The sequence below is a fragment of the Paenibacillus sp. 32O-W genome, assembly GCF_007679495.1.
In the GTDB taxonomy this organism is placed as follows: domain Bacteria; phylum Bacillota; class Bacilli; order Paenibacillales; family NBRC-103111; genus Paenibacillus_L; species Paenibacillus_L residui.
Genome location: NZ_VEGP01000062.1, coordinates 16,232 through 36,444 on the forward strand (window position 1 = coordinate 16,232; position 20,213 = coordinate 36,444).

Genomic DNA, 20,213 nt, shown 5'->3' on the forward strand with positions numbered 1-20,213 from the left:
TCTCACCCTCTTTGCTGCTTTTCACCCATCAATTCCCCTGCAAATAGAACTGACATATCAATTTCTCCTGAAATAAATACGGCTGTCCTATCATACAAGGGGATAAATCTATGTTGGTTATCTCCCGATCCCGTGCCAGCTGCTGCAGCGTATCGAAACGCCGATGGTTTTTCGCGTCCGCTTGAAAGAATCGGTATTCCCAACTCCTTACAACGTGACTTCGACAACAGGACCGCAAATGGATATGGCGTATAGGTCCAACGTTTTGACCTAGGGATGTAGTACGGAAGCCCTGTTTCAAGCACTTCTGATTTGGTGTGCCAACCCTTTTCGTTAGGCATTATCCTTGCCTCCTATATTTTGCACCCCATCCATCAGTCTGGAGAGGAATTTCATTGGTAATTTCTAAAACATCGTATCCGTAAGGAGAGAGTATGCAGGCAGGATCAAAGTCGATAACTTTCACTCCCTGCCTGTTAATCCGATGTCTGACCGGCCTATTTTCATAGCACCAGAGCGTATCTTCACTAATCTGATGAATCACGACTGTTTTTCCTTCGTCTCTCCCAACAACCCGGCAAACCGTTCCAGGTTGATATTTAACCCGGTCATCGTCGAAGAAGAAGAAAAACATTACAACTGCTCTTTCATTTTGTCGCAAAGTTTGGAAACAGCTCCTTGGAACTTTGCTTTTTCTTCTTCATTTTGAACCTCATTCACTGCCGCAAGAAGTGACTTGAAATTTTCCACGAGATTATCAAAACAAATCTTTACCTTAATAGCAGCGGTATTGTTATTCTTTTCAAGTAGCTGCTGCATTTCACTGATTTGCTTTGCTGCCAATTCTTCACGCTGACGGAGGGCTTCCAGCTCCTTCTTCGTCTCATCCGGGATAACCTCGACTATCTCCTTTGCGGGAATATCAATCGGCTTGGATTTGAGTTCCTTTTCTAACTCTTTAATTCTCTTTGCCGATTCTGCAAGTTTGGCCTTGGCCTCTTTTAGAGCCGAGTCGTCCCCGGCTTTTTCTTGAAGCACCAGGAGCTGCTCCTCCTGTTTTTTCCTTAGTTCCAATTCCTTTTGATAATGCTCATATAGCTCTTCGCGCTTCTTCTTTTCCTCTTCAGCACGAGCTTTCTCGGCCTCAAGGCGTTCCTGCTCCTCTTTCAACTTCCGTTCCAATTCCTGCTTATCTTTGATAGCCTGCTGAAGCTCTCTGGTGGACATTTCTTTGACATTGTTCTGCTCGGCAAATTCTTCCCGTTCCTCGGCAGGTAGAGAAAGCAAGGCAACAGCCTGGGAATAAGTTAGATTAGCAATCGCAGAACTTGAATCGGCATACTCTGAAGCAATACGCATGAAGTTGTTAGCCGTCGATTGTTTGTAATTAACGTGCTGCTCCAGCCATTTTCCCCATTCCCCATGCTTGACAAGCTCCTTGGCTTCAATCAATCGTTTTCCGATTTCAACAGCAGAGCGAAGAACAAATTCACGTGCCTGTTGGTCAATGCTGCGGATTTCTGCAGCTATAACGTCCGGTGTTCTGTTCACGATATTGGAATCCGTTGTAGGAACAATTTCAGTTTCGGTTTTCTTTGTTTTACGGGCTGTCATACGGCTACCCCTTTTCTTTTAGACTTTTTTCCTAGCTTCGCTTTAGTAAATTCATCAATAAAAGTCTTCACTGTATCTGTAGCAGATGCGTTCTTGAATCCTCTGGTCTGAATAATTCGGTTATCCCTAATTTCCATTGTGTAGAACGGCTTATTTGGGGCATTCAAGCGGCGAATCAGGAAGATCGATGTCTTTCCCTCTGCATAGTCTTCAGTATATCTCCCAACACAATGCTCCAGCTTCTTGCCTTCTTGAATCAGCTCTTGTGCAGATCGAGCAGGTCGAATTAATAGACCCTCATGCTCAAAGCAGAATCCCTCCAACTCTTTGACCCTTTTTCGTATTTTCTGATCAAGAATCTCGTCAGCTTTCATTTGAACCAGCTTCATTGTGCGCTGATGAGCTTCGTATAAATCTTTAGGGAAAAGATAGAAATCATTGCTAAGATCGTACCCAAGTTCTATGCACTCCTGAAGATAATCACGCCAAGCAATCAATATTGCTGGATAGTCCCGATATTCTCTGTTTTTAGAATGTTGTAGTTGCTTCTTAATGTAAGCCATGACCTGACTGAGTTTGGCATAATTCAGTATGTAATCGAGATAGCTGGCAACGTCCTCAGATCTATTAAAAAAGGAGACAATCTCTTTAAAGGATGGACGATTATTATCGGACCGTGATTTCTGGAATAGACGAAGATGTAGTGGATTAGCACAGTCTCCGCATTTCTGCACCTCTTTTATCTCTTGCATTGATAGACGCAAAATCTGGTCGACTCGCTTTCCACGCCAATTAATACAACTAAATGTCTTGCGGTCAAATAACTTAGCTTGAACAAAATACCCAAACCCTAACTTAGTTAGGTACTCAATAACAGGATATTTACTGTACAAAGCGAAAAATTTGACATAATCACCTTGAGGCTGATCATGTTTGTCCCAAGTGCTGTATTGGAATGGTGTTCCCTGAATCGCCTTTCGAATGCTCTCCTCGGAACACCAGTTGTTAGCATGTAACGACTTCGATTCCAGGGAATAAACAGAATTGCACTTGTGCCAGGTATCATTCCAAAAATATCGCTCATACATTTCCGCATTTCCTGGTTCAAATAAGTATTTAGCCAAGTGTTGATAATGGGTTTTCACTTCGGTATACTCTTTGGTGTAGTCACGGGACACGCGCCACGCCCTGGCGATGATCGCATTCGGGTTAACCTTTGACTTTTCGTAATAGACAACAAATCCACTATCGATCATGTATTTTCTACTCGTCCCGTGATTTTTCACTTCGCACCGCGAACCGCACTTTGGACAATCTGTAAAATCGTTATGTTTTAGCGGGGTTGGCGTCATAAACCTATTGTTACAATGGGTACAATATCCAAACTGAATTCCCTTCACACGCCGGATAAAGATGTATCTGCTTTCTTTCAAAACAACATTTGTGACATAGTCTCGGATGTCTTTACTGATTGCTTTCGGAAAGTGCTTATTGAACGATTGGTATGACTTGTCCAACTTCATTCACCTCACAACAAATCATCCAGCGAAACATCGAACTCCGGAACGGCTGCGGCCGTCGGTTCAGGTTTAGGAATATTAACCCCGTAGTATTTCAGCACTACAGCAAAACCTTCTTCATCCGTGAGGATTCCCACCCCGTTTGTCTTATGCTTTTTTGCCTCTTCTTTCATAGCGTTCAGGCTACCAGCAATCGTTTTATCTTTAGCTAGGATCAGAGATGCATGCTCTGGGTGTTCACGGACATAGTTTCTTAAAAATCCTCCAACAACTGCTACATATCTATTTTTTGGATCGGCAACAATTTCTGCTTGGATCTTCTCAATGGCTTCCTTTATCAAGAGAATACCTCCTTGTTAGAAGGGCGACTTTCGCCGCCCATAGACTGATTTTTTAAGCGATAATAGTTACCTGCTTGGACTTGACTTGATCTTCAAGCTCTTTGGCCAAATGATCACGGATCGAATGGATGGCATCCAACTTCCAGGCCCCTCCGTCCGCTTCAAACAGCGCTGCTACTGGACCTTTTTGCATTCTAAAAACAAACTGGCTTTCTGGCTGAGCGATATCTACAAACGTTCGATACGGTTTCAAGAACACCGGATTAGGAACCTTTACAGGTGCTACCGTTGCAACGCCAGCCTTAGCAGTAACTTGTTGAGAAACACCATCGTCGCCGATAGTAGCAACATTTTCTTCTTTTACATTACCTACAACCTGTAAGAGTGCTGCTCGATCATCATTCGGCACAAAGCAGCTTTGAAGTAAAATGTTAAACTCTTCAACATCCAGAAATCTTTCAAATGGGATGCTAGGAAGTAAAGCCCTTGCTTGCAGGTAACGATTTCTATCCATGTTTCCGTTATATGAGCTAAAAACATTAACTTCTGTCGGGCTCTCAACCTGAATAAGTACGTTTGCTAGCTTGTCGTAATTGCCCTTGATATAATCAACCAGGCCGGAAAGATTATGAACTACAAGAGTTGTCGGAGTTGGTTCGGGAATCAAATGTAGCCGTTGATTAGAATAAGTTTGACCATCAATGAAATGTGTTTCAACGGAAAAAGCTTCTACGATATATTGCAAAGCTTCTTTAATCACGGGATTACCTCCATTTTCAATAAGGATAGATCAACGAAACTTGCCGGCTACAACCTTTAGAGGTTCGCCTGTTGCATCAGCTACTTCCCCTTGGTCGTTCATGATCATCTGATTTTTATCTCTCGTTAGCAATTCTTTAACGACCGCATTGCCTTCGTTGTCCAAATCAAATACGAATGATGTAGGAATACCTTTGGACGGTGCTAAGCTCGATTTAAGCCATTTTTCGGCTTCCGCTTCGACGTATGCCTCAATGATTCGAATAATTTCCTTATGATCCATCTCCCCTCACCTCCTTCCACGGCTTGATTTGGCCTTTGCTCTTTCCAACACTTCCGCTACACCTTTTGCCATCATAGGGATGACTCGTCCATCATAGTCACGCTGTACCCTGACAAAATGACGAGCGCTCCCCCATGTATCGACTACAATGCCTGTCCATTGCTCTGGCGGTAGATCAGGCATCGATTCACCTTTGTAAAGCAGGAATTGATGAAGCCGGACACGATCCCCCTTCATGATGTATTTCATCTGAAATCCTCAAATAACCCATACCTATCTGCCATTTCCCGGTAGGTTCTGCTATGAAATTCACTTCTAGCTTCAGAAATGCGATCGGCTAAAATCGTGTGATAGTGATAGGAAAGGTCATCAACATGTTTAATACGAAGTGCTTTTTCTAGCAATGCATTAACGATTAAGGTTGCTTCCTGACCGTCAAGCCGTATAGCAAATTTCCCGTCCATCAGGCGACATCCCCCTTGTTTTGAGCATTCCACTGCGGTACAATGGAGGAGTAAATGAGTTGAAATTGTTCTTGATGGCCGCTGCCGCTAACAGCGGTCATCTTCTTTTGTTCTTCCAAAATTTCGGATTCAAGAAGCAATATTTCATTCCGAATCCACCAATCCCACGAACCGTCTGGCTCTTGGCAATGGAGTAACCTGCGATACAGAAGCTTTAATTCCTCAATTCTTTCCCTAACTTCTTTGAAGTTATATTGCATTTTCTAACCTCCAAACACTTGTAGTAAGCTCTGCATGATACTCAACCCGTCCATTCCATATAGGAATGCAATCAGAACTTCCCTGGCTCCTGTAACTTCCATCCATGCCATCATCGTTGGCATATCTGGCACCTTATGATCTTGCTCTAATTTACTGATACAGCTCTGTGTCCGATGTAAATGAGCTGCCATTTCCTCTTGGCTAAGCCCCGCACGTTCCCTGCAGGCCCGCATGATCGCGCCAAACTTCATATTGCTCTCACCTCCTGAATTATTCCATTTTGGAATAGGCAGAGGGCTTGTCCTGTTCTATACTTAAGTTAAATCGTTCCCCACTTATTCCCCAGGCCGTCGGCCAAGGATCCTGGTCGGCGGATTTACCTCTTAATCTCCTACAACTTCGTATCCTTCTTGGAGCGCCTTCATGTATGTAACTGGATTCTTCTTGCAGTAATCAATGAGGATACAGAAAGCTTCCGAATCTCTCGCTGCAATGGCTGTCCAGTCTGTAAGTTTGATATGCTTATAATGAGCTGATGAACACCACTTGGACCAAAAACGCTCTATTGCTTCCGCAACATCCTTCGGAATTTTAACCAACCTACATCACCTCACCAGTAAGTAAACGAATTTCGTCCCGTTAGGCACCATATGTTTGCTTGTCCATCATGCGAAGCCTAAATCGCTTCGCCTTTTTCAGCAGCACTTTCAATGATTTTCCACCCAGCAGTGTGCATTTCGTCGATCACTTTTTCAATTTCTTCCTGTGTCTTAGCAACGTGATCATCACAGATGTGGACGGTAGTTTTCCCGATCTGGTACGTCTCGACGATATTACCTTTTTCCAGAGGTTTCGGTTTGTTCGGCATAGGCGCATTCCCCCTTGGGTTATGCTTATGCTCCACTTTCAATGGGACGGCCATAATTTCACCTGCCTTTCACGGATCACAAATATAGTCATTTGGTTCTATACCGCTTCAGTTCTGCTACCTTCGTTCAATTGTTCTTTAAAGGAACATTCTTCGCTAAAAAAATATTCCCAAGGGAATTTTAAAACATCTGCAATTGACTTTGCCGCTCTTACTGAAGGCGTTTTGATATTATTCTCAATATTTGTATAGTAGCTTCTTGATATGTCAGCCTTATCAGCTACTTGCTCTTGGGTAAATCCACAAGATTCACGAAATTGCTTAAGCCATACCCTCAAAAAAAATCACCTCCAAAATGTTCCTTTAAGTAACTTCTATGTTTACGATTATATGTTACTTTAAGGAACATGTCAATAACTTTTTGTTTCTTTTAGTAACTTGTATTTAAAGTTTCTCTAAGGAACATTATAATAAGGTTTATCCTAGTAAAGTTGGTGTTTATTAATGGAGGTTTTTGCAAAAAGGATTCGTGCAGAAAGGGAAAAATTAAAACAGAAGGATCCGAAATGGACTCAGGATTACGTCGCTAGTTTAATAGATGTTGCCAGGCCAACTTACACGGCCTATGAAAATGGAACAAAGCAGCCACCGATGGACACAATAAACAAATTAGCAGATTTGTTCTTGGTCAATACTGATTACCTTCTTGGTAGGACAGATTCTCCAATAAAAGAACCATCCGTTGACATCGAAGAAGTAGATTCGGAAATCAGTATGTTTTTTAGAGATTTCAAGAGCGCTCCAAAGGAGCGTCAGGAGGAGATGCTCCGCTTCTGGAGGTATATCCAGGAATCAGAGGAGGGTCGTAAGCCTGGACAAAGACAGAGAAAGGGGGATAACCAGTGAAAGAACAAGAGCTTATGGAATTATTGCTGGAGAAAATGTCTAACATCGAAACAAAAGTAACAAATATCGAAGCAAGGATTGCTGGCTTGGACATCGATTTGAACCAGGTTAAACAAGCTGTCATGGAAACTAATCAAATTGTAAACCGTATTGAGAACAAGACAACTTCAGACCTAAACACACATTCACATAGCATCGATATTTTAAACCGGGAACAATTCGCATTGAAAACCGAAATCGAAAAATTGAAAAATCGTTAATTGCCTTAATCTCTAGGGAAACGACAACCGCCAGAAATGGCTTTTCTTTTTACTCAAATACAGAACATACATTCTTACGAGGTGCCATCATGACCTGCTACCGGACAACACATTTGGAAGATTGGGTCGAAAGAATGTACATCGGGTTAGAGGCATCCAGACTCCGTCCCAACTGAACGTTTTTGAGATCGCTTACCGTCTCAATGCTTGGTTATATTTTAATGATTTCCCAAGCAAATCGATCGAACGAAACGGACTGATTAGCATCAGTCTCGATCGAAGACGTTCTCCGCCAGAACAATGGGAAGATTTCCTCCATGAGCTTTGCCATGTCCTTCGGCATGCAGGAAACCAGATGCAACTCCCCGGGGCTTTTGTTGACTATCAAGAATGGGATGCTGAATGTTTCGTCATGTATGCTGCTATCCCGTATTCTATGTACCAAAAATTAATTCTTCCTAATCGAGAAAGTGAAGCAATAGATATCGTCGCCCGAGAATTCGGGTGCACGCATACACTTGCCGAGAGGCGCCTTCAGCAAATTCGGAGGCGAAAATATCAATTCGTTATAGGACTCTGAATACAATGGTTTTATAGGGGGTTTTTCAAATGTACAGATTACCCGATGGGGAATATGCTGCATATTTGCGGAAATCACGTGTTGATCTGGAGGCTGAAGCTAGAGGTGAAGAAGATACATACGCACGTCATATGGGGATACTGATTGACCTGTCTAAGCGTTATGGGATCACTATCTCAAAAATATATAAAGAAAAGCCGGCTACATCAGGTGAGAGAATTTCCGAGCGTCCGGAAATGATCGAACTGCTTGAAGATGTTGAAAACGAAATGTGGACCGGCATCCTGGTCGTTGAGGTTGAGCGTTTAGCACGGGGAGATACTATGGACCAGGGTCTTGTGGCAAACGCCTTTAAATATTCGGATACTTTGATTGTCACACCAATGCGAGTCTACGATCCCCAAAACCCCGATGACGAGGAATATTTTGAGTTTGGCCTATTTATGTCTAGGCGCGAATTTAAAACCACCACGCGCCGTCTCCAAGGCGGCCGTAAAGATGCAGTGAAGGATGGCAGGTATCCCGGAAGTCAACCACCGTATGGATACGACAGAAAAAAGCTGCCTGGAAAGGGTTATACACTTGTGCCCAATCCAGATCAGGCCCCTATTGTCAAAATGATATTTGATATGTATGTCAACCAAGGCATCGGTACAGGGCTAATTGCAAGAAAATTAAATGAGCTTGGTGTACCCACCGCAAAGAATAGTATATGGGCGCTCGCCACGATCAATGGAATGATTCGAAATCCTGTGTATATGGGGAAAATTTCTTGGAACAGACGACCAACAAAGAAGAAAAAGAAAGACGGTGTCATTATTCTCTCAAGACCAAGGACAGATCGGAAAGATTGGCTATTATACCCAGGAAGACATGAAGCATTAGTTGATGAGGAAACTTGGGAAAAGGCCCAAGAAATACTTAGAGACAAAGATATTACTCCTGCTCCTAAGGGCATAATTACTAATCCACTTGCCGGATTGATACGTTGTGATATGTGCGGACGATCAATGGTTCGTAGACCATATTATGATAACAGGCCCGCAGCTATCATATGTGCTACATCACTTTGCAAAAATGTGAGTTCAGAATTGGACCTGGTGGAGGATAGACTTTTAGAGGGGCTTAGGATATGGCTAAAGGATTATAAGGCACAATGGATGAGTAAAAAGCCAAGAGCAACTACACCACAGGAAGATATGCTCGAAGCAAAGTTATACATTTTGAAAAGCGCCGAAAAGAAGCTAGCCGAACTTATGAATCAGAAGGATAATCTTCATGATTTGCTTGAGAAAAAAGTATACACGATTGACGAATATATGGAGAGATCACAAATACTATCCTCCCGTATCCAAGAAGCTAAAATGGCGGTGGAAACTGCAAAAATGGAGTATGAAATTGAAGAGAAGAGGGAGAATGCTAAAGTTGAGATCATCCCTAATGTAGAGTACGTACTTGATGTATATAGGAAAACCAATGATCCCAAGAAACAAAACGAATTGTTAAAAACAGTGCTGGAATATGCGACATATAGAAAAGAAGTTGGAGGAAGATGGAATCCGGATGCGATTCAGCAGTTTACGCTGAAACTGTATCCTAAGCTGCCAAAATAATCATCGATAACTAGTATGAGCAAATTCTTCCGTTCCTATGTCCGTCAACAATCCGATGACCTTATCCGGGATCGAATATCTCTGATTCAAATACCGCAAGGCGGCGGCCAGCTCCCCGTCAGCCCCCCCGTATTGTTCGATCAAATATTTAGCCATCCGCGGATCGCACTTGCTGACGCGAACCGGATACTGCAGCTTTTTTTCATAAATCCACATAAAAAGCTCCTCCCATTTTGTTTACGTTATCCCTCTCTCTATATGGTTAGACCTGCCACGGCCATGGGGACTCTACCCACTGCCAAGGATAGCGCGAAAAGCTATGTCCAAACTGCATCAAAGGACCATATTCAAGCTCGAATTGATTGGCGAGCTTCTGCCTTTGCTGGGCAAGCTGGTTAAACTGCTGGAGAGCTTGTTGATCGCCGGGATGGGTGTCCAGATAAAGCGACAGCTCAACCAGTGCAAAATCGACCTCCTGAAGCTCCCGCAGCCTCCGGTAGTATTGTTCATCCAACGTTTTTTGCATTACCGCTTCTTCTCCTTTCTATGGTCTGCCTTCATACGGGCTGTATAAAGCCGGCCACAAAGTACCCCGCTTCAACGCCTCGGACAAATGGAATTGAGGTAAATTGGGCGGCTGGAAGGGGATATATAATTGGGGCGGTGTCTGATAAGTCTTCACCCGGATGGGCGGACATGGATCATGCGGCCCGATAAACGGATAGTAAGTTTTAACCTGAGTGAACATGGTCCCTTTACTCCTCCTCTTAGCTTTATTTGGGCTCTCACTGTTAGAGTATGACAGTCGCCTACATTTGGTTTGGGCTACCGCCCCTTTTTTATGGCTTACAAAATAAGAGAATTCCGGGAGTACCATCGCCAATTCCTCTCCAAAAGTTCTTCAGCGGGCGAAATTCGCTAATGATCCCGGAATTCGGACCGATTATTTTATTTCTGGGTTTTGCTCGGGGGTATAGATATTCACTCTTGTAATCCGCAGGCGGTCGATTTCCGCCACTTCGAACACGTGGTCATCCACTTCCACGGCCTTGCCTCTAGCCGGCATGCCTTCCAGCTCCTTGAACAGCCAGCCTCCGATGGAATCGACCTCCTCTTCTTCTATGGATAAATGGAGCAGTTCATTAACCTCCTCGAGGAGCATGCGGCCGGATACGGACACAAACCGGTCCTTCACCTCAATGTCCGGGCGTTCGTTCTCATCGAACTCGTCCCTGATTTCTCCTACAATTTCCTCGAGAATATCCTCCGTTGTCAGTAATCCGGCGGTGCCTCCATATTCATCGATAACGATCGCCAATTGCGATCTGCGCTTCTGCATCATCCGCAGCACATCGCTGATTTCCGTCGCTTCCGAAACCGCCAGGATGGGGCGCAGGAAGTTCGCCAGATCATGCTCCTCATCCGGGTCCGCCGTCAATAAATCGGTAATATGCACGAAGCCGATTATTTCATCTTTATCCTCTTCGGCTACCGGATAGCGGGTATGCTTGGTTAGATAGACCAGGCTCATATTTTCTTGAAAGGACAGCTCCGTGTACAGGCACTGCATATCGGTGCGGGGCACCATGACTTCACGGGCCAACCGCTCGGAAAATTCAAAAATGTTGTCAAACAGCTTCATTTCATCCTTGTTGATATGCCCGCTCTTGGCGCTTTGGTTCATCAATATCCGGATTTCCTCTTCAGTATGCGCCTCTTGCCTGGCAGCGGGCTTAATACCGATTGCTCTCAGCAACCAATTCGCCGCCCCATTCAACAGCCAGATAACCGGATAAAACAATTTGTGAAACAAGATCAGCGGACCGGCAAGCCATAATGAGGTTGATTCCGATTTCTGAATAGCCAACGATTTAGGCGCCAATTCTCCCAGCACGATATGTAAAAAGGTGATAATGACGAAAGCCAAAATAAAAGACAGCGTATGGCTGAACGCCGCATGATTCCATCCGAATACGGCTAGCATCGGATCGATAATTAATCTTGAGATCGCGGGTTCACCGACCCACCCCAAACCCAGGGATGCCAAGGTGATTCCCAATTGGGTCGCCGACAGATAAGCATCCAGCCTGTCCGTCACCTTAAGCGCGTATTTGGCTTTCGCATGATGATTTTTGGCAAGCTCCTGCAGCCGGGTAGCCCGGATTTTGACGAAAGCGAATTCCGCGGCGACGAAGACCCCGTTCAGAAACACAAGAAACAGGACCAGAGCAATATTCCAAATGATTTTCCCAAGTTCAAATGGAGTGTCCATTGGAATTGTCTCCTTTGCTTTCCGAATTACAACACCTCTTGCGTATTGTCCCATTTTTGGACCGGAATCATTCTTTATGAGGATTTACTGGCCGGGAAAACAAAAAAAACCAACTGCCTCATAATAGAGACAGTTGGGTGCAAATCAGATAACCGCTTTTCTCTCTTTAAAATCGATTCCCTTGTAGTACATATCCGCAACCAGTAAATTCGGTCCGCAGCATCGGGCTTCCGGACAGTGGCAGTTGACCATTAAATTAAGAGGATGCTCCAGCCATCTTGCAAACACTTCCTCCAAACGGTCGGAATGAATATTGCCGAGAGATGATAAATCGGAGAAATCCGTAACATAAACGTCCCCTGTAAATAAGTTGACGTTCAAACGATTCCGCCCGTCCGGGTCATTGCGTACCGTTACATTGGGCTCCCTCTGCAGTTTTGCGATCAATTCGCGGTCTTGGGCATCGGAGCTGCAGCTAAAGAACGGCAGCGTTCCGAACAGCATCCATACCTCCCGATCCCGTTCATCCAGCAGACGGCTGATCGACTTCCTCAGCATATCAAGCGGGAGCTTCGGCAGGTGAGCGGCAAAAGAACTCGGATACATCGGATGAACCTCGTGGCGGCGGCAGCCCATTTCGACAATAAGCTTATGGATATCCGCTATTTTGTCATGAGTACGGTAATTGATCATCGATTCCGCGGAAACGAACAGGCCGGCTTCGCTCAAAGCCCGGGTGTTGTTAACCATTTTCTCATACATTCTGGCCGCTGTGCTCTTCCTCACTTCATGCGAAGCGTTGGCAAAGCCGATCTGGTGGAAATCGTCGGCATTCAAGTAATTGAAAGAAATATGGAGGACGTCCAAATAAGGCGCCATCATCTCATACCTGGACAAATCCAGTGTGACGTTCGAATTAATTTGGGTGCGTATCCCTCTGGACTGCGCATATTTCAATATCGGGACGATATACTCCCGGACCGACTCTTCATGATAGGTCGGTTCTCCGCCGGTAATGCTGAGCGTCTGCAGATGCTCCACTTCCTCCAGACGCTTCAGCACGGAAGAAAGAGGGAGCTTCGCTTCCTCCTTCATAACAAGCGCGTCGCCTACCGCGCAGTGCTCACACCGCATATTGCACAGATTGGTCACCGTCAGCTCGATGCTGGTTAATACATGCTTGCCGTGCTGATGCAGGGACAATATCGGATCCCAGGGATCGTACTGGGGACTCATGGGTACTTTCATATTATTCACACCTGACTTTATTGTTGGTTTAGCCTGACCCTTATTGTAACTGAACGAAGCCAAAAGTTAAACCTTTCTATCCATGTGACCTCTGCCGAATCCAGCGTGGCGCCCACCAATTCGCTCTTCCGAGCAGTTTCATCAAGGCCGGGACAACAATAATGCGAATGAGAGTAGCATCGATCAGCACCGCCAAGGATAATCCGAGGCCGAGCGCTTTGATTATTTGAATATCCGTGTAAATGAATGAGCCAACCACGACGATCAGGATAAACGCCGCCGACGTTATGAGGCTTCCGGTTCTTCTCAAGCCCTCGGCCGTGCTGGCCTCATTATCCCCGGTCTTCTCGTATTCCTCCACGATGCGGGAAATCAGGAAAACTTCATAATCCATAGATATTCCGAACACTACGCAAAAAATGATAATCGGAAGCGTCGCATCTACGTATCCTGTCGAAGTAATATGCAGCCACTCCGCCATAAATCCGTTCTGGAACACCGCTACGACTATCCCGATGCTAGCCCCCAAACTGAGAACATTCATCAGTACCGCTTTAAGCGGCAGCAGCACGGAACGGAAGGCGGCAAGCAGGACGAAGTAAGTAACGACCATCACAAAGCCGACCACCACCGGGATCCGCTCGTTAATCCGATCCAGCATATCCAGCCGGTAGGCCGGTCCGCCCGTTACCTTGACCTCAAGTCCTCCCGCATCGAGCTCGCGGATTTGCTTCACCAATCTCTCCGTATCTTTGCTTTCCGGATCATCTTCCGGCACGACTATCAATAAAGAGGAACGGTCCGACGCCAGCTTCTCCTCCTCCAGCTTGCTGCGCACCTCTTCCCTCGCCAGCAGGGCGGCAGCCTGCTCCAAAGGGCGGTCTTCAAGCATTGCCAGCAAGCTCTTCACTTCTTTAACCCCATCGAGCTCCCTAAGTTTGGCGGTGTAGGCAGCCATTTGACGCAAAGAAGCTTCAGACCAGAATTCCTCCTCCGCTTCCGCATAGATTTGGATTGGATTCATCTCCCGCGCATCATAAGCCTCGGTCAACAGATCATCCCCGTGCCTGGATTCATAGCTGGGAGGCAGCATACCTGCGCTTGGAAGCCCGAGCTTCATGTCGCTGACCGGAAGCATGAACGTTATCAGGATTCCGCTCATGATTACAACGAGCAGAACGGGCCGCTTCATAACGGAATATGCGATCCGGCTCCATAGATGGGAGGCCTGCTGCCGCTTCTTCCAGCGGGAAGGGATGACGTTCCAGCGGTTTATGTTATGGCCAAATAGGCCCATCAAAGAAAGCAGAAGGGTGTTGGCGATGATGACCGACAGCGAAACGACAAGAACTCCTCCTAGGCAAAGAGTCCGGAAAATATTAAGCTCTATAAACAACATGCCGAGCAATCCGATCAACACCGCGACTCCGGAGAAAAAGATCGAACGGCCCGCCATTTGGCAGGTCATGGCCACTGCTTCACGCACATCCTGCCGCTGGTTCAATTCCTCGCGAAAGCGGCTGACCATAAACAAAGCGTAATCTATCCCGACCGCCAACCCAAGCATTGTCACCATGTTGGGCAGGAAATTGGACAAGGAGTAGCCTTGTGCGATGAAATAGGTAATCCCCAGCGTCGTCGTAACGCTCGCCAAGCCGACAATCAGAGGAAGCAGGGCTCCCAGAACCGTGCCAAAAATAAGCAGAAGCACCAACAAGGCGATGGGAAGGCCGATGATTTCCGCTTTGACGATGTCCCTCTTCGTCGCTACCTGCATGTCATGCAGAATCGGGGGCCCTCCGGTAATATCTACCTTCATGCCGTCCGGGGCTTTAATTTTTGTTTTAATTTCGGTAAATTTATCCAACGCCTCGTCCGTAGACAGCTTCAGGGACACATTGACCGATTGAATATGGTCATGGCCCGCCACACGAGTAGCCGGATTGATAGCAATGCCGGCAACGTAGGGGAGCTCTTCAAGCGGTTTAAGGGAGTTCAGTATCGTTGTTATGGCTTCTTGATCCGTTAATTCCCGGGAATCGCTGGAGTATACCAGAATGAAATTGGAGGCCGGAAAATCAAGCTTCTCCTGAAGCGCAATCATTCCCGCATCGGAATCGCTGCCTTTCGGCGTGAACCCGTTATCTTTAAATTGGCCCGGAGCCTGAACCGCGAACAAAGCCATAAATACAAGGATTGCCGCCCATAATCCGGTTACCCAACGGCGATAACGATACATTGCCTCCCCCCATAACCAAAACCAGCCCTTATCGGCACTTTCCCGCATGAATGCATCCCCCGTTACGTTCGATGAAATAATTAACAACATTTTCCCATTTTTTATCCTGTCAGGCAAACCGGCAAAAAAACGTAATGACCCAATTATAACCATTACATTTGTTTCGTAGAAGGCCGGAACGAAAAAAGCCCCGGCCGGGGCTTTTTAAAGGAAATCGACGAATTCGGTTGTATGCCTTCATTACGATCAAGAGCCAAATCCTCCGATAGCCATATAAATGAGTACCAGCGCAGCCAGTACGAAACGGTAATAGGAAAAATATGTGAGTTTGAGCCTGGAGACCAATTTAATAAACGTTGCCACGGCCAACAAAGCGACGATGAATGAAACGATGAACCCTACGGCAAAGAACGGAAGATCATCCGCCGTAAACAGGCTGTAGCTTTTCAGCAGGTCGTATCCGGTCGCTGCGGCCATAATCGGGATCGCCATCAAGAAAGTAAAATCCGCTGCTGCTCCCCGGGTCGTTCCGGCCAGCATTCCGCCGGCAATCGTCGCCCCCGAGCGGGAGAAGCCCGGCCATAGCGATAGGCATTGGGCGGCACCGATAAACAAAGCTTGTTTATAGGTAATATCATCCATTGTCCTGGCCTCTATTGCAGGGCTTTGCTTCTCGGCGATGATCATAAAAATCCCGCCGATAATGAGCCCTATCACGACAGTTTCCGGCATAAACAGAAGCTTGATGTATTTATGCCCGAGGAAGCCAAGAGCCATAGCCGGAACGATACCGATCAGGATATGAAGCAAATTTAGCTTAGGTCCCGGGTTAAGCCGTTCGTTAGCCGTCTGGATGCCGAATAACCGCAGCACTCTTTTCCAATATAGGACAACCACAGACAGAATAGCTCCGAGCTGAATCGCTATTTCGAACGTATCCGCTTTTTCCCCGGTAAAATCAATCATATGGCCGACCAGAATCATATGTCCGGTGGAGGATACGGGCAGAAATTCAGTTAGTCCCTCCACTATTCCAATAATGATCGCTTTCCATAATTCCAGCATTTCTTCTTCTCCCCTCCCACTGTCCCTCGTTCAACTATTGTATTCCAATCTGACAGGCCCCATGCTTATTCCATGTAAAGAGCTTCAATCTTTCTTGCCGATTTCCCTCCAATGGGAGGCGGAGAAGCTATCCCAATCTATGCCGATGCTTAACTGGTGCTCCAATACTTCCCGCAGAAATTCGGGTAAATAATATTCGGTGCCGGTGCCCTTGCTTAAGGAAAGATATCCTACTCCAAAGGTGAACATATCCAGAGAGCCGACCAGATAATGCCTCTCGGGCTCAAGCGGGAGACCATTGATGTATATCTGCCGGATCTTATGGTAAGAAGGCGCAGCCGCATCGTAATCCACATCGATCCCATCGAGACAAAGCATGCCGAGCACCTTGCCGCGAAAGCCGAAGCCGCGGATCTCCTTGTCTATAAACTCATCCAGCAGAGACTGCTCCAGGGCAAGCGCCAAATGATCCCCCCGCAGCCAAAATTTGCAGGGATTGATCGGTGAAGGGCAGACCTGAAGAAGCCGAAGCTTGGTCACCGGCCCTTCCTCCAGCCCGCCCAGCAGTTGGCCGGCATTAATAATCCCCACCTCGGCGTCCACCCAACGGCGGACTCCGGAGGCCAGAAGATTGCCCAAGCCGGATTCCTGCCGCCAAGCTATGGTCAGCGGCCGATCCAGAGAGGTAATGGTTGTGCTCAAATAAGCCTTGCCTTGTTCCCGGCATCGCTCAATAATTTCGACCACATCCCCGGCTTCCTCATACGAATCAACCTCAATGACGCGTCCTTCTACCCGTTCCAGCTTCTTGAGGGACGTATCGTATGTCAACTCCATTTCGCCTACGTACTGTCCGAACTTGCCTGCGGCACCGATATAAGTATTCTCCACCAGGAGAGGCTCTTCCAACAGATGATGCGTATGTGCGCCGAGAATTAAATCTATCCCGGAGATTTGCTCGGCCATCCGACGGTCATTCGTCAACCCCAGATGAGAGAGAACGATAATGCTATCCGCTTCCTCCTTAAGCCGCTCCACCCATCGGGCAACGTTCGGCAGCGGGTCGTCCAGCTTCCAGTCAAGAAGCTGATAGAAATCCGGATAGTAGGCGGTTACTCCAAGGAAAGCCACTTTCACACCGAACCAGTCCCGAATCTGATATGGCTTAAGCCAGTAGGGAAGCCGGCCCGACGGCATCATACCCATATTGCTTGCCAGCACATCGAACTTGGCCTTGGACGAATAAGCTGCCTCGAGCTGCTGCATCGTGAAGGTCAGCCCTTCGTTATTGCCGGGGACAGCCAGATTATAACCGGTGGCGTTCATTACTTCCACATTGGCCTGCCCTTCCGTTCCATCCGTCTCCACCCGCATCCGGTCCATATGATCTCCTATATCCACCGTAATGACAGGATCAAGCGGATGACTCTGCTTGAGTTGACGGATAGCCGTTGCGATTTTAGGCATTTGTTCGAAATGGCTGTGGATATCATTCGTATGCAAAACAATCAGTTTACGCCGTTCTCCTGGCATGTTGCCTCCCCCTTTCGTCCGAAATAACCCATTATCTTTTTTATTATAATGGAATTGCGGCAATAAATTACACCACAATTTTCCCTGGCCGCTTACGGGGTTCACGAAGATTCGAGCCTATTTTCATAAATTTAGCCCCCTGCCTACTCTTCCTACGGATAGATGTTCAGTCTTAAGCCAAATATCAGCCATACAATAAACCAAATTAATTTAGGGAGATGTTCATATTGCTTCGCAGAAAGCGCAGGAAATCAGGTCTTAAAAAGAGAGGAACCCTTGTCCGCTCCAAAAAAACCGCTCTGCGTCTTTGTCCCCCAAAGAAACGCAAAAGCGGCTTCAGACGCCACCGCATCGTTCGGAATCCGCGGTGGCCGCAATGGACTGCAGGACAGCAGGGTTACCAGGGCGATCCTGAAGCCCAAGGGCTGGCGGGAGGGATAGGACCTGGAGGACCGCCAGGGGCGGACGGCCTGCAGGGACCCCTGGGGCCTCAAGGACCAGAAGGACCAGAAGGACCACAAGGGGCAACAGGACCGCAGGGACCCCCGGGGCCTCAAGGTGCCCGAGGGGAAACGGGACCGCAGGGAGTCCCGGGGCCGGGAATTCAGGATGTTATTATTGTTCCGGAGGCGGCCAGATTTTTTTATGTCCCCGGTTCGGATATAGTTCTTACTTCCTCTGTAACGATCCCGTCCGCCCAATTTACGGATGATAACGGAGCTGCAGCCTCTGAGTTCCCTAAGATTGGATTGGCTAATTACAGCAATCTCTTCATCAACGGAATGATTCAGGAGAGCAGCTTGTATAATATCAGTTCCACAGGTCTAACTATTTCGGCAACACGAGATACTATTTATGCCGGGACTCCCATTGCCCTCGAAATCGTACAATTTTCAACTCGGATTATCCAGCAATAACCGAGACTGGGGTGAGAATGCCCGTTTGACCTTATCATGAAAGTATCCCCCGCCGAGTTTTTACAGCAGAGGATACTTTTATTTTCCTTCCTATAACAGATTAAACCTTCATAGGGCGAAGTTAGACTTTCGTCATATTCAACTCAAACCATGGAGATGCGGTTCCCGCAGCCGAGACGGATCTTACAAAAGTTGTGGCATGAACGCTGGAATTCCTCGCCAAAATTTGATGAACCCCGTAATTCACTCCGCTTCCTGCATCACCGCCGGAAACATACAGCCACCAGCCGGCCACGTTCTTCATGGGATGATCGGCCATTAAGTTCCCTTCAGCCGTCGTCATATAGTAACAGCCAGGCTCTTTAATTTGGGCAATAGATTGGACTTTACTCATATTGATTCTTTTTGCTTTATTGTCATGCCTGGTAAGGGGCACCGGTTGAACCCTTTCTCCGGCCAAGCCGAGAAATTTCTGAACCCCGATATTGTTGGATAGGGCGAAAAGTCTCTGTCTGCGTCTTCCTGCCAAATCTCCCACGATAACGGTCAGCAGCGTTTTGTATCCTGTATTGGGATCAGTATACAAGAATAAACCTTCCGGCTCCCCAAAGCCTTCGACATAACCGCCGCTCGGTGAATAACCGACAGGTCTGTTTATCTCCTCGCTGATCTTTCCCGTTATGAGATTTACCCGGTACAAATGAAAGTCCTCAGCATGTTGGCCAAAGGTCACATAAAAGTCGGCTCCATCTAAGGCAAGACCTTGTAAAATTTGACTATTCATATCGGAAGTGAATGAATAGGAATGAACCTTGGTGTTGAAATTCCCGTTTTTAGCATCGCTGATTTTATAAACTTCAAGCTGGCTTACCGTAGATCCGCTTGTTGTATCTGTAATTCTCATAGCGAGCAAATTGTTTTTAGGGTCGGTAAAAGCGCTTTGATATCTGCTTGGATTAGGAAATTCCTTCAGCTTCCGGACCCGGGAATCGTTAATCGAAATCGTCGTATCCGGCAAATAAGGCACTCTGCACAGCCACTGTGTTACCAAAGTGTCATTGGCATCGACATCCATCATGTTGGTCCAGATGTAGATTTGGCCCCCATCCCTTTCAATACCGATGGAAGTTCCATGACCTCCGTTTTTAAAAATCATGCTGTCCAAGTATTTCCCGCCCAATGAAGTGCGAGTCACCACAAAGCTCTCATAATTCCCGCCGAAACCGTTGTACACTTGAGTAGCGTAAATCTCTCCCGCCACCTCGTCAATGGCCAAACCTTGGTTGACCGTAACATTGGCCAGCTCCAAATCAAACAGATATAGATCCTGGGCATCCGCTGCCGAAAATAATTTTGACATTAGAAATCATCCTTTCCAAAATTTTTAAGTAATTTACCCTAAATTTCGAAAGTACCGTTCATTGAAAACATAAAAAAGTGCCCAAATCTTTGGTAGAATGGTGTTTGTCG

At 46.5% G+C, this 20,213-nt stretch carries 26 protein-coding genes and 1 pseudogene; 5 read left to right on the top strand and 22 right to left on the bottom strand.

Annotated elements, in window-relative coordinates:
• Positions 1-2: 2 nt before the first annotated feature.
• The 13 genes from FS806_RS20015 to FS806_RS20075 all read right to left on the bottom strand — a co-directional run bounded on the left by FS806_RS20015 (position 3) and on the right by FS806_RS20075 (position 6,448).
• The gene (locus FS806_RS20015) at positions 3-341 is read right to left on the bottom strand and encodes a hypothetical protein (protein WP_144940153.1); all 339 of its coding nucleotides are present in this window, start codon (positions 339-341) and stop codon (positions 3-5) included.
• Complete coding sequence (locus FS806_RS20020) at positions 341-661, bottom strand: hypothetical protein (protein WP_144940155.1); 321 nt, start codon at positions 659-661, stop codon at positions 341-343. The genes FS806_RS20015 and FS806_RS20020 overlap by 1 nt, the downstream gene beginning before the upstream one ends.
• Positions 634-1,614 carry a DUF3102 domain-containing protein gene (locus tag FS806_RS20025; protein WP_144940157.1) on the bottom strand — a complete coding sequence of 327 codons (981 nt, stop codon included), beginning with the start codon at positions 1,612-1,614 and terminating at the stop codon, positions 634-636. Before FS806_RS20025 ends, FS806_RS20020 begins: the two co-directional genes overlap by 28 nt.
• Positions 1,611-2,870, bottom strand: coding sequence for a PcfJ domain-containing protein (locus FS806_RS20030; RefSeq protein WP_186328449.1), 1,260 nt, complete (start codon positions 2,868-2,870; stop codon positions 1,611-1,613). The genes FS806_RS20025 and FS806_RS20030 overlap by 4 nt, the downstream gene beginning before the upstream one ends.
• A 272-nt stretch (positions 2,871-3,142) precedes the next feature.
• Positions 3,143-3,475 (bottom strand): hypothetical protein, encoded by a 333-nt coding sequence (locus FS806_RS20035; RefSeq protein ID WP_144940161.1) that lies wholly within the window; start codon positions 3,473-3,475, stop codon positions 3,143-3,145.
• 52 nt (positions 3,476-3,527) lie between these two features.
• Positions 3,528-4,235 (bottom strand): hypothetical protein, encoded by a 708-nt coding sequence (locus FS806_RS20040; protein WP_144940163.1) that lies wholly within the window; start codon positions 4,233-4,235, stop codon positions 3,528-3,530.
• A gap of 30 nt (positions 4,236-4,265) precedes the next feature.
• Positions 4,266-4,517, bottom strand: a complete 252-nt coding sequence (locus tag FS806_RS20045; protein WP_144940165.1) for a hypothetical protein — start codon at positions 4,515-4,517, stop codon at positions 4,266-4,268.
• 6 nt (positions 4,518-4,523) lie between these two features.
• Complete coding sequence (locus FS806_RS20050) at positions 4,524-4,754, bottom strand: hypothetical protein (RefSeq protein ID WP_144940167.1); 231 nt, start codon at positions 4,752-4,754, stop codon at positions 4,524-4,526.
• Between the two features lie 8 nt (positions 4,755-4,762).
• Positions 4,763-4,981, bottom strand: a complete 219-nt coding sequence (locus tag FS806_RS20055) for a hypothetical protein (RefSeq protein ID WP_144940169.1) — start codon at positions 4,979-4,981, stop codon at positions 4,763-4,765.
• Positions 4,981-5,241 (bottom strand): hypothetical protein, encoded by a 261-nt coding sequence (locus tag FS806_RS20060; protein WP_144940171.1) that lies wholly within the window; start codon positions 5,239-5,241, stop codon positions 4,981-4,983. Before FS806_RS20060 ends, FS806_RS20055 begins: the two co-directional genes overlap by 1 nt.
• A gap of 3 nt (positions 5,242-5,244) precedes the next feature.
• Positions 5,245-5,493, bottom strand: a complete 249-nt coding sequence (locus FS806_RS20065) for a helix-turn-helix domain-containing protein (protein WP_144940173.1) — start codon at positions 5,491-5,493, stop codon at positions 5,245-5,247.
• A 425-nt stretch (positions 5,494-5,918) separates the two neighbouring features.
• Positions 5,919-6,110 (bottom strand): hypothetical protein, encoded by a 192-nt coding sequence (locus FS806_RS20070; RefSeq protein WP_144940175.1) that lies wholly within the window; start codon positions 6,108-6,110, stop codon positions 5,919-5,921.
• A 98-nt stretch (positions 6,111-6,208) separates the two neighbouring features.
• Complete coding sequence (locus FS806_RS20075; RefSeq protein WP_144940177.1) at positions 6,209-6,448, bottom strand: helix-turn-helix transcriptional regulator; 240 nt, start codon at positions 6,446-6,448, stop codon at positions 6,209-6,211.
• 166 nt (positions 6,449-6,614) lie between these two features.
• Here FS806_RS20075 and FS806_RS20080 point away from each other — a divergent pair, with 166 nt between their 5' ends.
• The 4 genes from FS806_RS20080 to FS806_RS20095 all read left to right on the top strand — a co-directional run bounded on the left by FS806_RS20080 (position 6,615) and on the right by FS806_RS20095 (position 9,469).
• Positions 6,615-7,016 (top strand): helix-turn-helix domain-containing protein, encoded by a 402-nt coding sequence (locus tag FS806_RS20080; RefSeq protein ID WP_144940179.1) that lies wholly within the window; start codon positions 6,615-6,617, stop codon positions 7,014-7,016.
• Complete coding sequence (locus tag FS806_RS20085) at positions 7,013-7,276, top strand: hypothetical protein (protein ID WP_144940181.1); 264 nt, start codon at positions 7,013-7,015, stop codon at positions 7,274-7,276. The genes FS806_RS20080 and FS806_RS20085 overlap by 4 nt, the downstream gene beginning before the upstream one ends.
• A 121-nt stretch (positions 7,277-7,397) precedes the next feature.
• A complete protein-coding gene (locus FS806_RS27125) occupies positions 7,398-7,856 on the top strand; it encodes an ImmA/IrrE family metallo-endopeptidase (RefSeq protein ID WP_186328450.1) in 459 nt (152 codons plus the stop codon).
• 29 nt (positions 7,857-7,885) lie between these two features.
• On the top strand, positions 7,886-9,469 hold the full coding sequence (locus FS806_RS20095) for a recombinase family protein (RefSeq protein WP_144940183.1): 1,584 nt from the start codon (positions 7,886-7,888) through the stop codon (positions 9,467-9,469).
• Positions 9,470-9,484: 15 nt separating this feature from the next.
• Here FS806_RS20095 and FS806_RS20100 read toward each other — a convergent pair.
• The 8 genes and pseudogenes from FS806_RS20100 to FS806_RS20135 form a co-directional block, all read right to left on the bottom strand.
• Positions 9,485-9,685: pseudogene (locus FS806_RS20100) on the bottom strand (manganese catalase family protein); the annotation flags it as partial.
• Between the two features lie 46 nt (positions 9,686-9,731).
• Positions 9,732-9,995 (bottom strand): spore coat protein CotJB, encoded by a 264-nt coding sequence (locus tag FS806_RS20105; protein ID WP_144940185.1) that lies wholly within the window; start codon positions 9,993-9,995, stop codon positions 9,732-9,734.
• A gap of 18 nt (positions 9,996-10,013) precedes the next feature.
• Positions 10,014-10,217, bottom strand: a complete 204-nt coding sequence (locus FS806_RS20110; RefSeq protein WP_144940187.1) for a spore coat associated protein CotJA — start codon at positions 10,215-10,217, stop codon at positions 10,014-10,016.
• Positions 10,218-10,412: 195 nt separating this feature from the next.
• The gene (locus tag FS806_RS20115; protein WP_144940189.1) at positions 10,413-11,741 is read right to left on the bottom strand and encodes a hemolysin family protein; all 1,329 of its coding nucleotides are present in this window, start codon (positions 11,739-11,741) and stop codon (positions 10,413-10,415) included.
• A 144-nt stretch (positions 11,742-11,885) separates the two neighbouring features.
• Complete coding sequence (gene yfkAB / locus FS806_RS20120) at positions 11,886-12,989, bottom strand: radical SAM/CxCxxxxC motif protein YfkAB (RefSeq protein ID WP_144940191.1); 1,104 nt, start codon at positions 12,987-12,989, stop codon at positions 11,886-11,888.
• A gap of 76 nt (positions 12,990-13,065) precedes the next feature.
• A complete protein-coding gene (locus FS806_RS20125) occupies positions 13,066-15,276 on the bottom strand; it encodes an MMPL family transporter (protein WP_144940193.1) in 2,211 nt (736 codons plus the stop codon).
• Positions 15,277-15,474: 198 nt separating this feature from the next.
• The gene (locus FS806_RS20130; protein ID WP_144940195.1) at positions 15,475-16,293 is read right to left on the bottom strand and encodes an undecaprenyl-diphosphate phosphatase; all 819 of its coding nucleotides are present in this window, start codon (positions 16,291-16,293) and stop codon (positions 15,475-15,477) included.
• Positions 16,294-16,377: 84 nt separating this feature from the next.
• Positions 16,378-17,826 (bottom strand): bifunctional metallophosphatase/5'-nucleotidase, encoded by a 1,449-nt coding sequence (locus tag FS806_RS20135; RefSeq protein ID WP_144940197.1) that lies wholly within the window; start codon positions 17,824-17,826, stop codon positions 16,378-16,380.
• A 227-nt stretch (positions 17,827-18,053) separates the two neighbouring features.
• Here FS806_RS20135 and FS806_RS25895 point away from each other — a divergent pair, with 227 nt between their 5' ends.
• Positions 18,054-18,743, top strand: a complete 690-nt coding sequence (locus FS806_RS25895) for a DUF4183 domain-containing protein (protein WP_186328451.1) — start codon at positions 18,054-18,056, stop codon at positions 18,741-18,743.
• Between the two features lie 121 nt (positions 18,744-18,864).
• Here FS806_RS25895 and FS806_RS20145 read toward each other — a convergent pair whose 3' ends face one another.
• Positions 18,865-20,103 carry a phage baseplate protein gene (locus tag FS806_RS20145; RefSeq protein ID WP_144940199.1) on the bottom strand — a complete coding sequence of 413 codons (1,239 nt, stop codon included), beginning with the start codon at positions 20,101-20,103 and terminating at the stop codon, positions 18,865-18,867.
• Positions 20,104-20,213 lie beyond the last annotated feature (110 nt).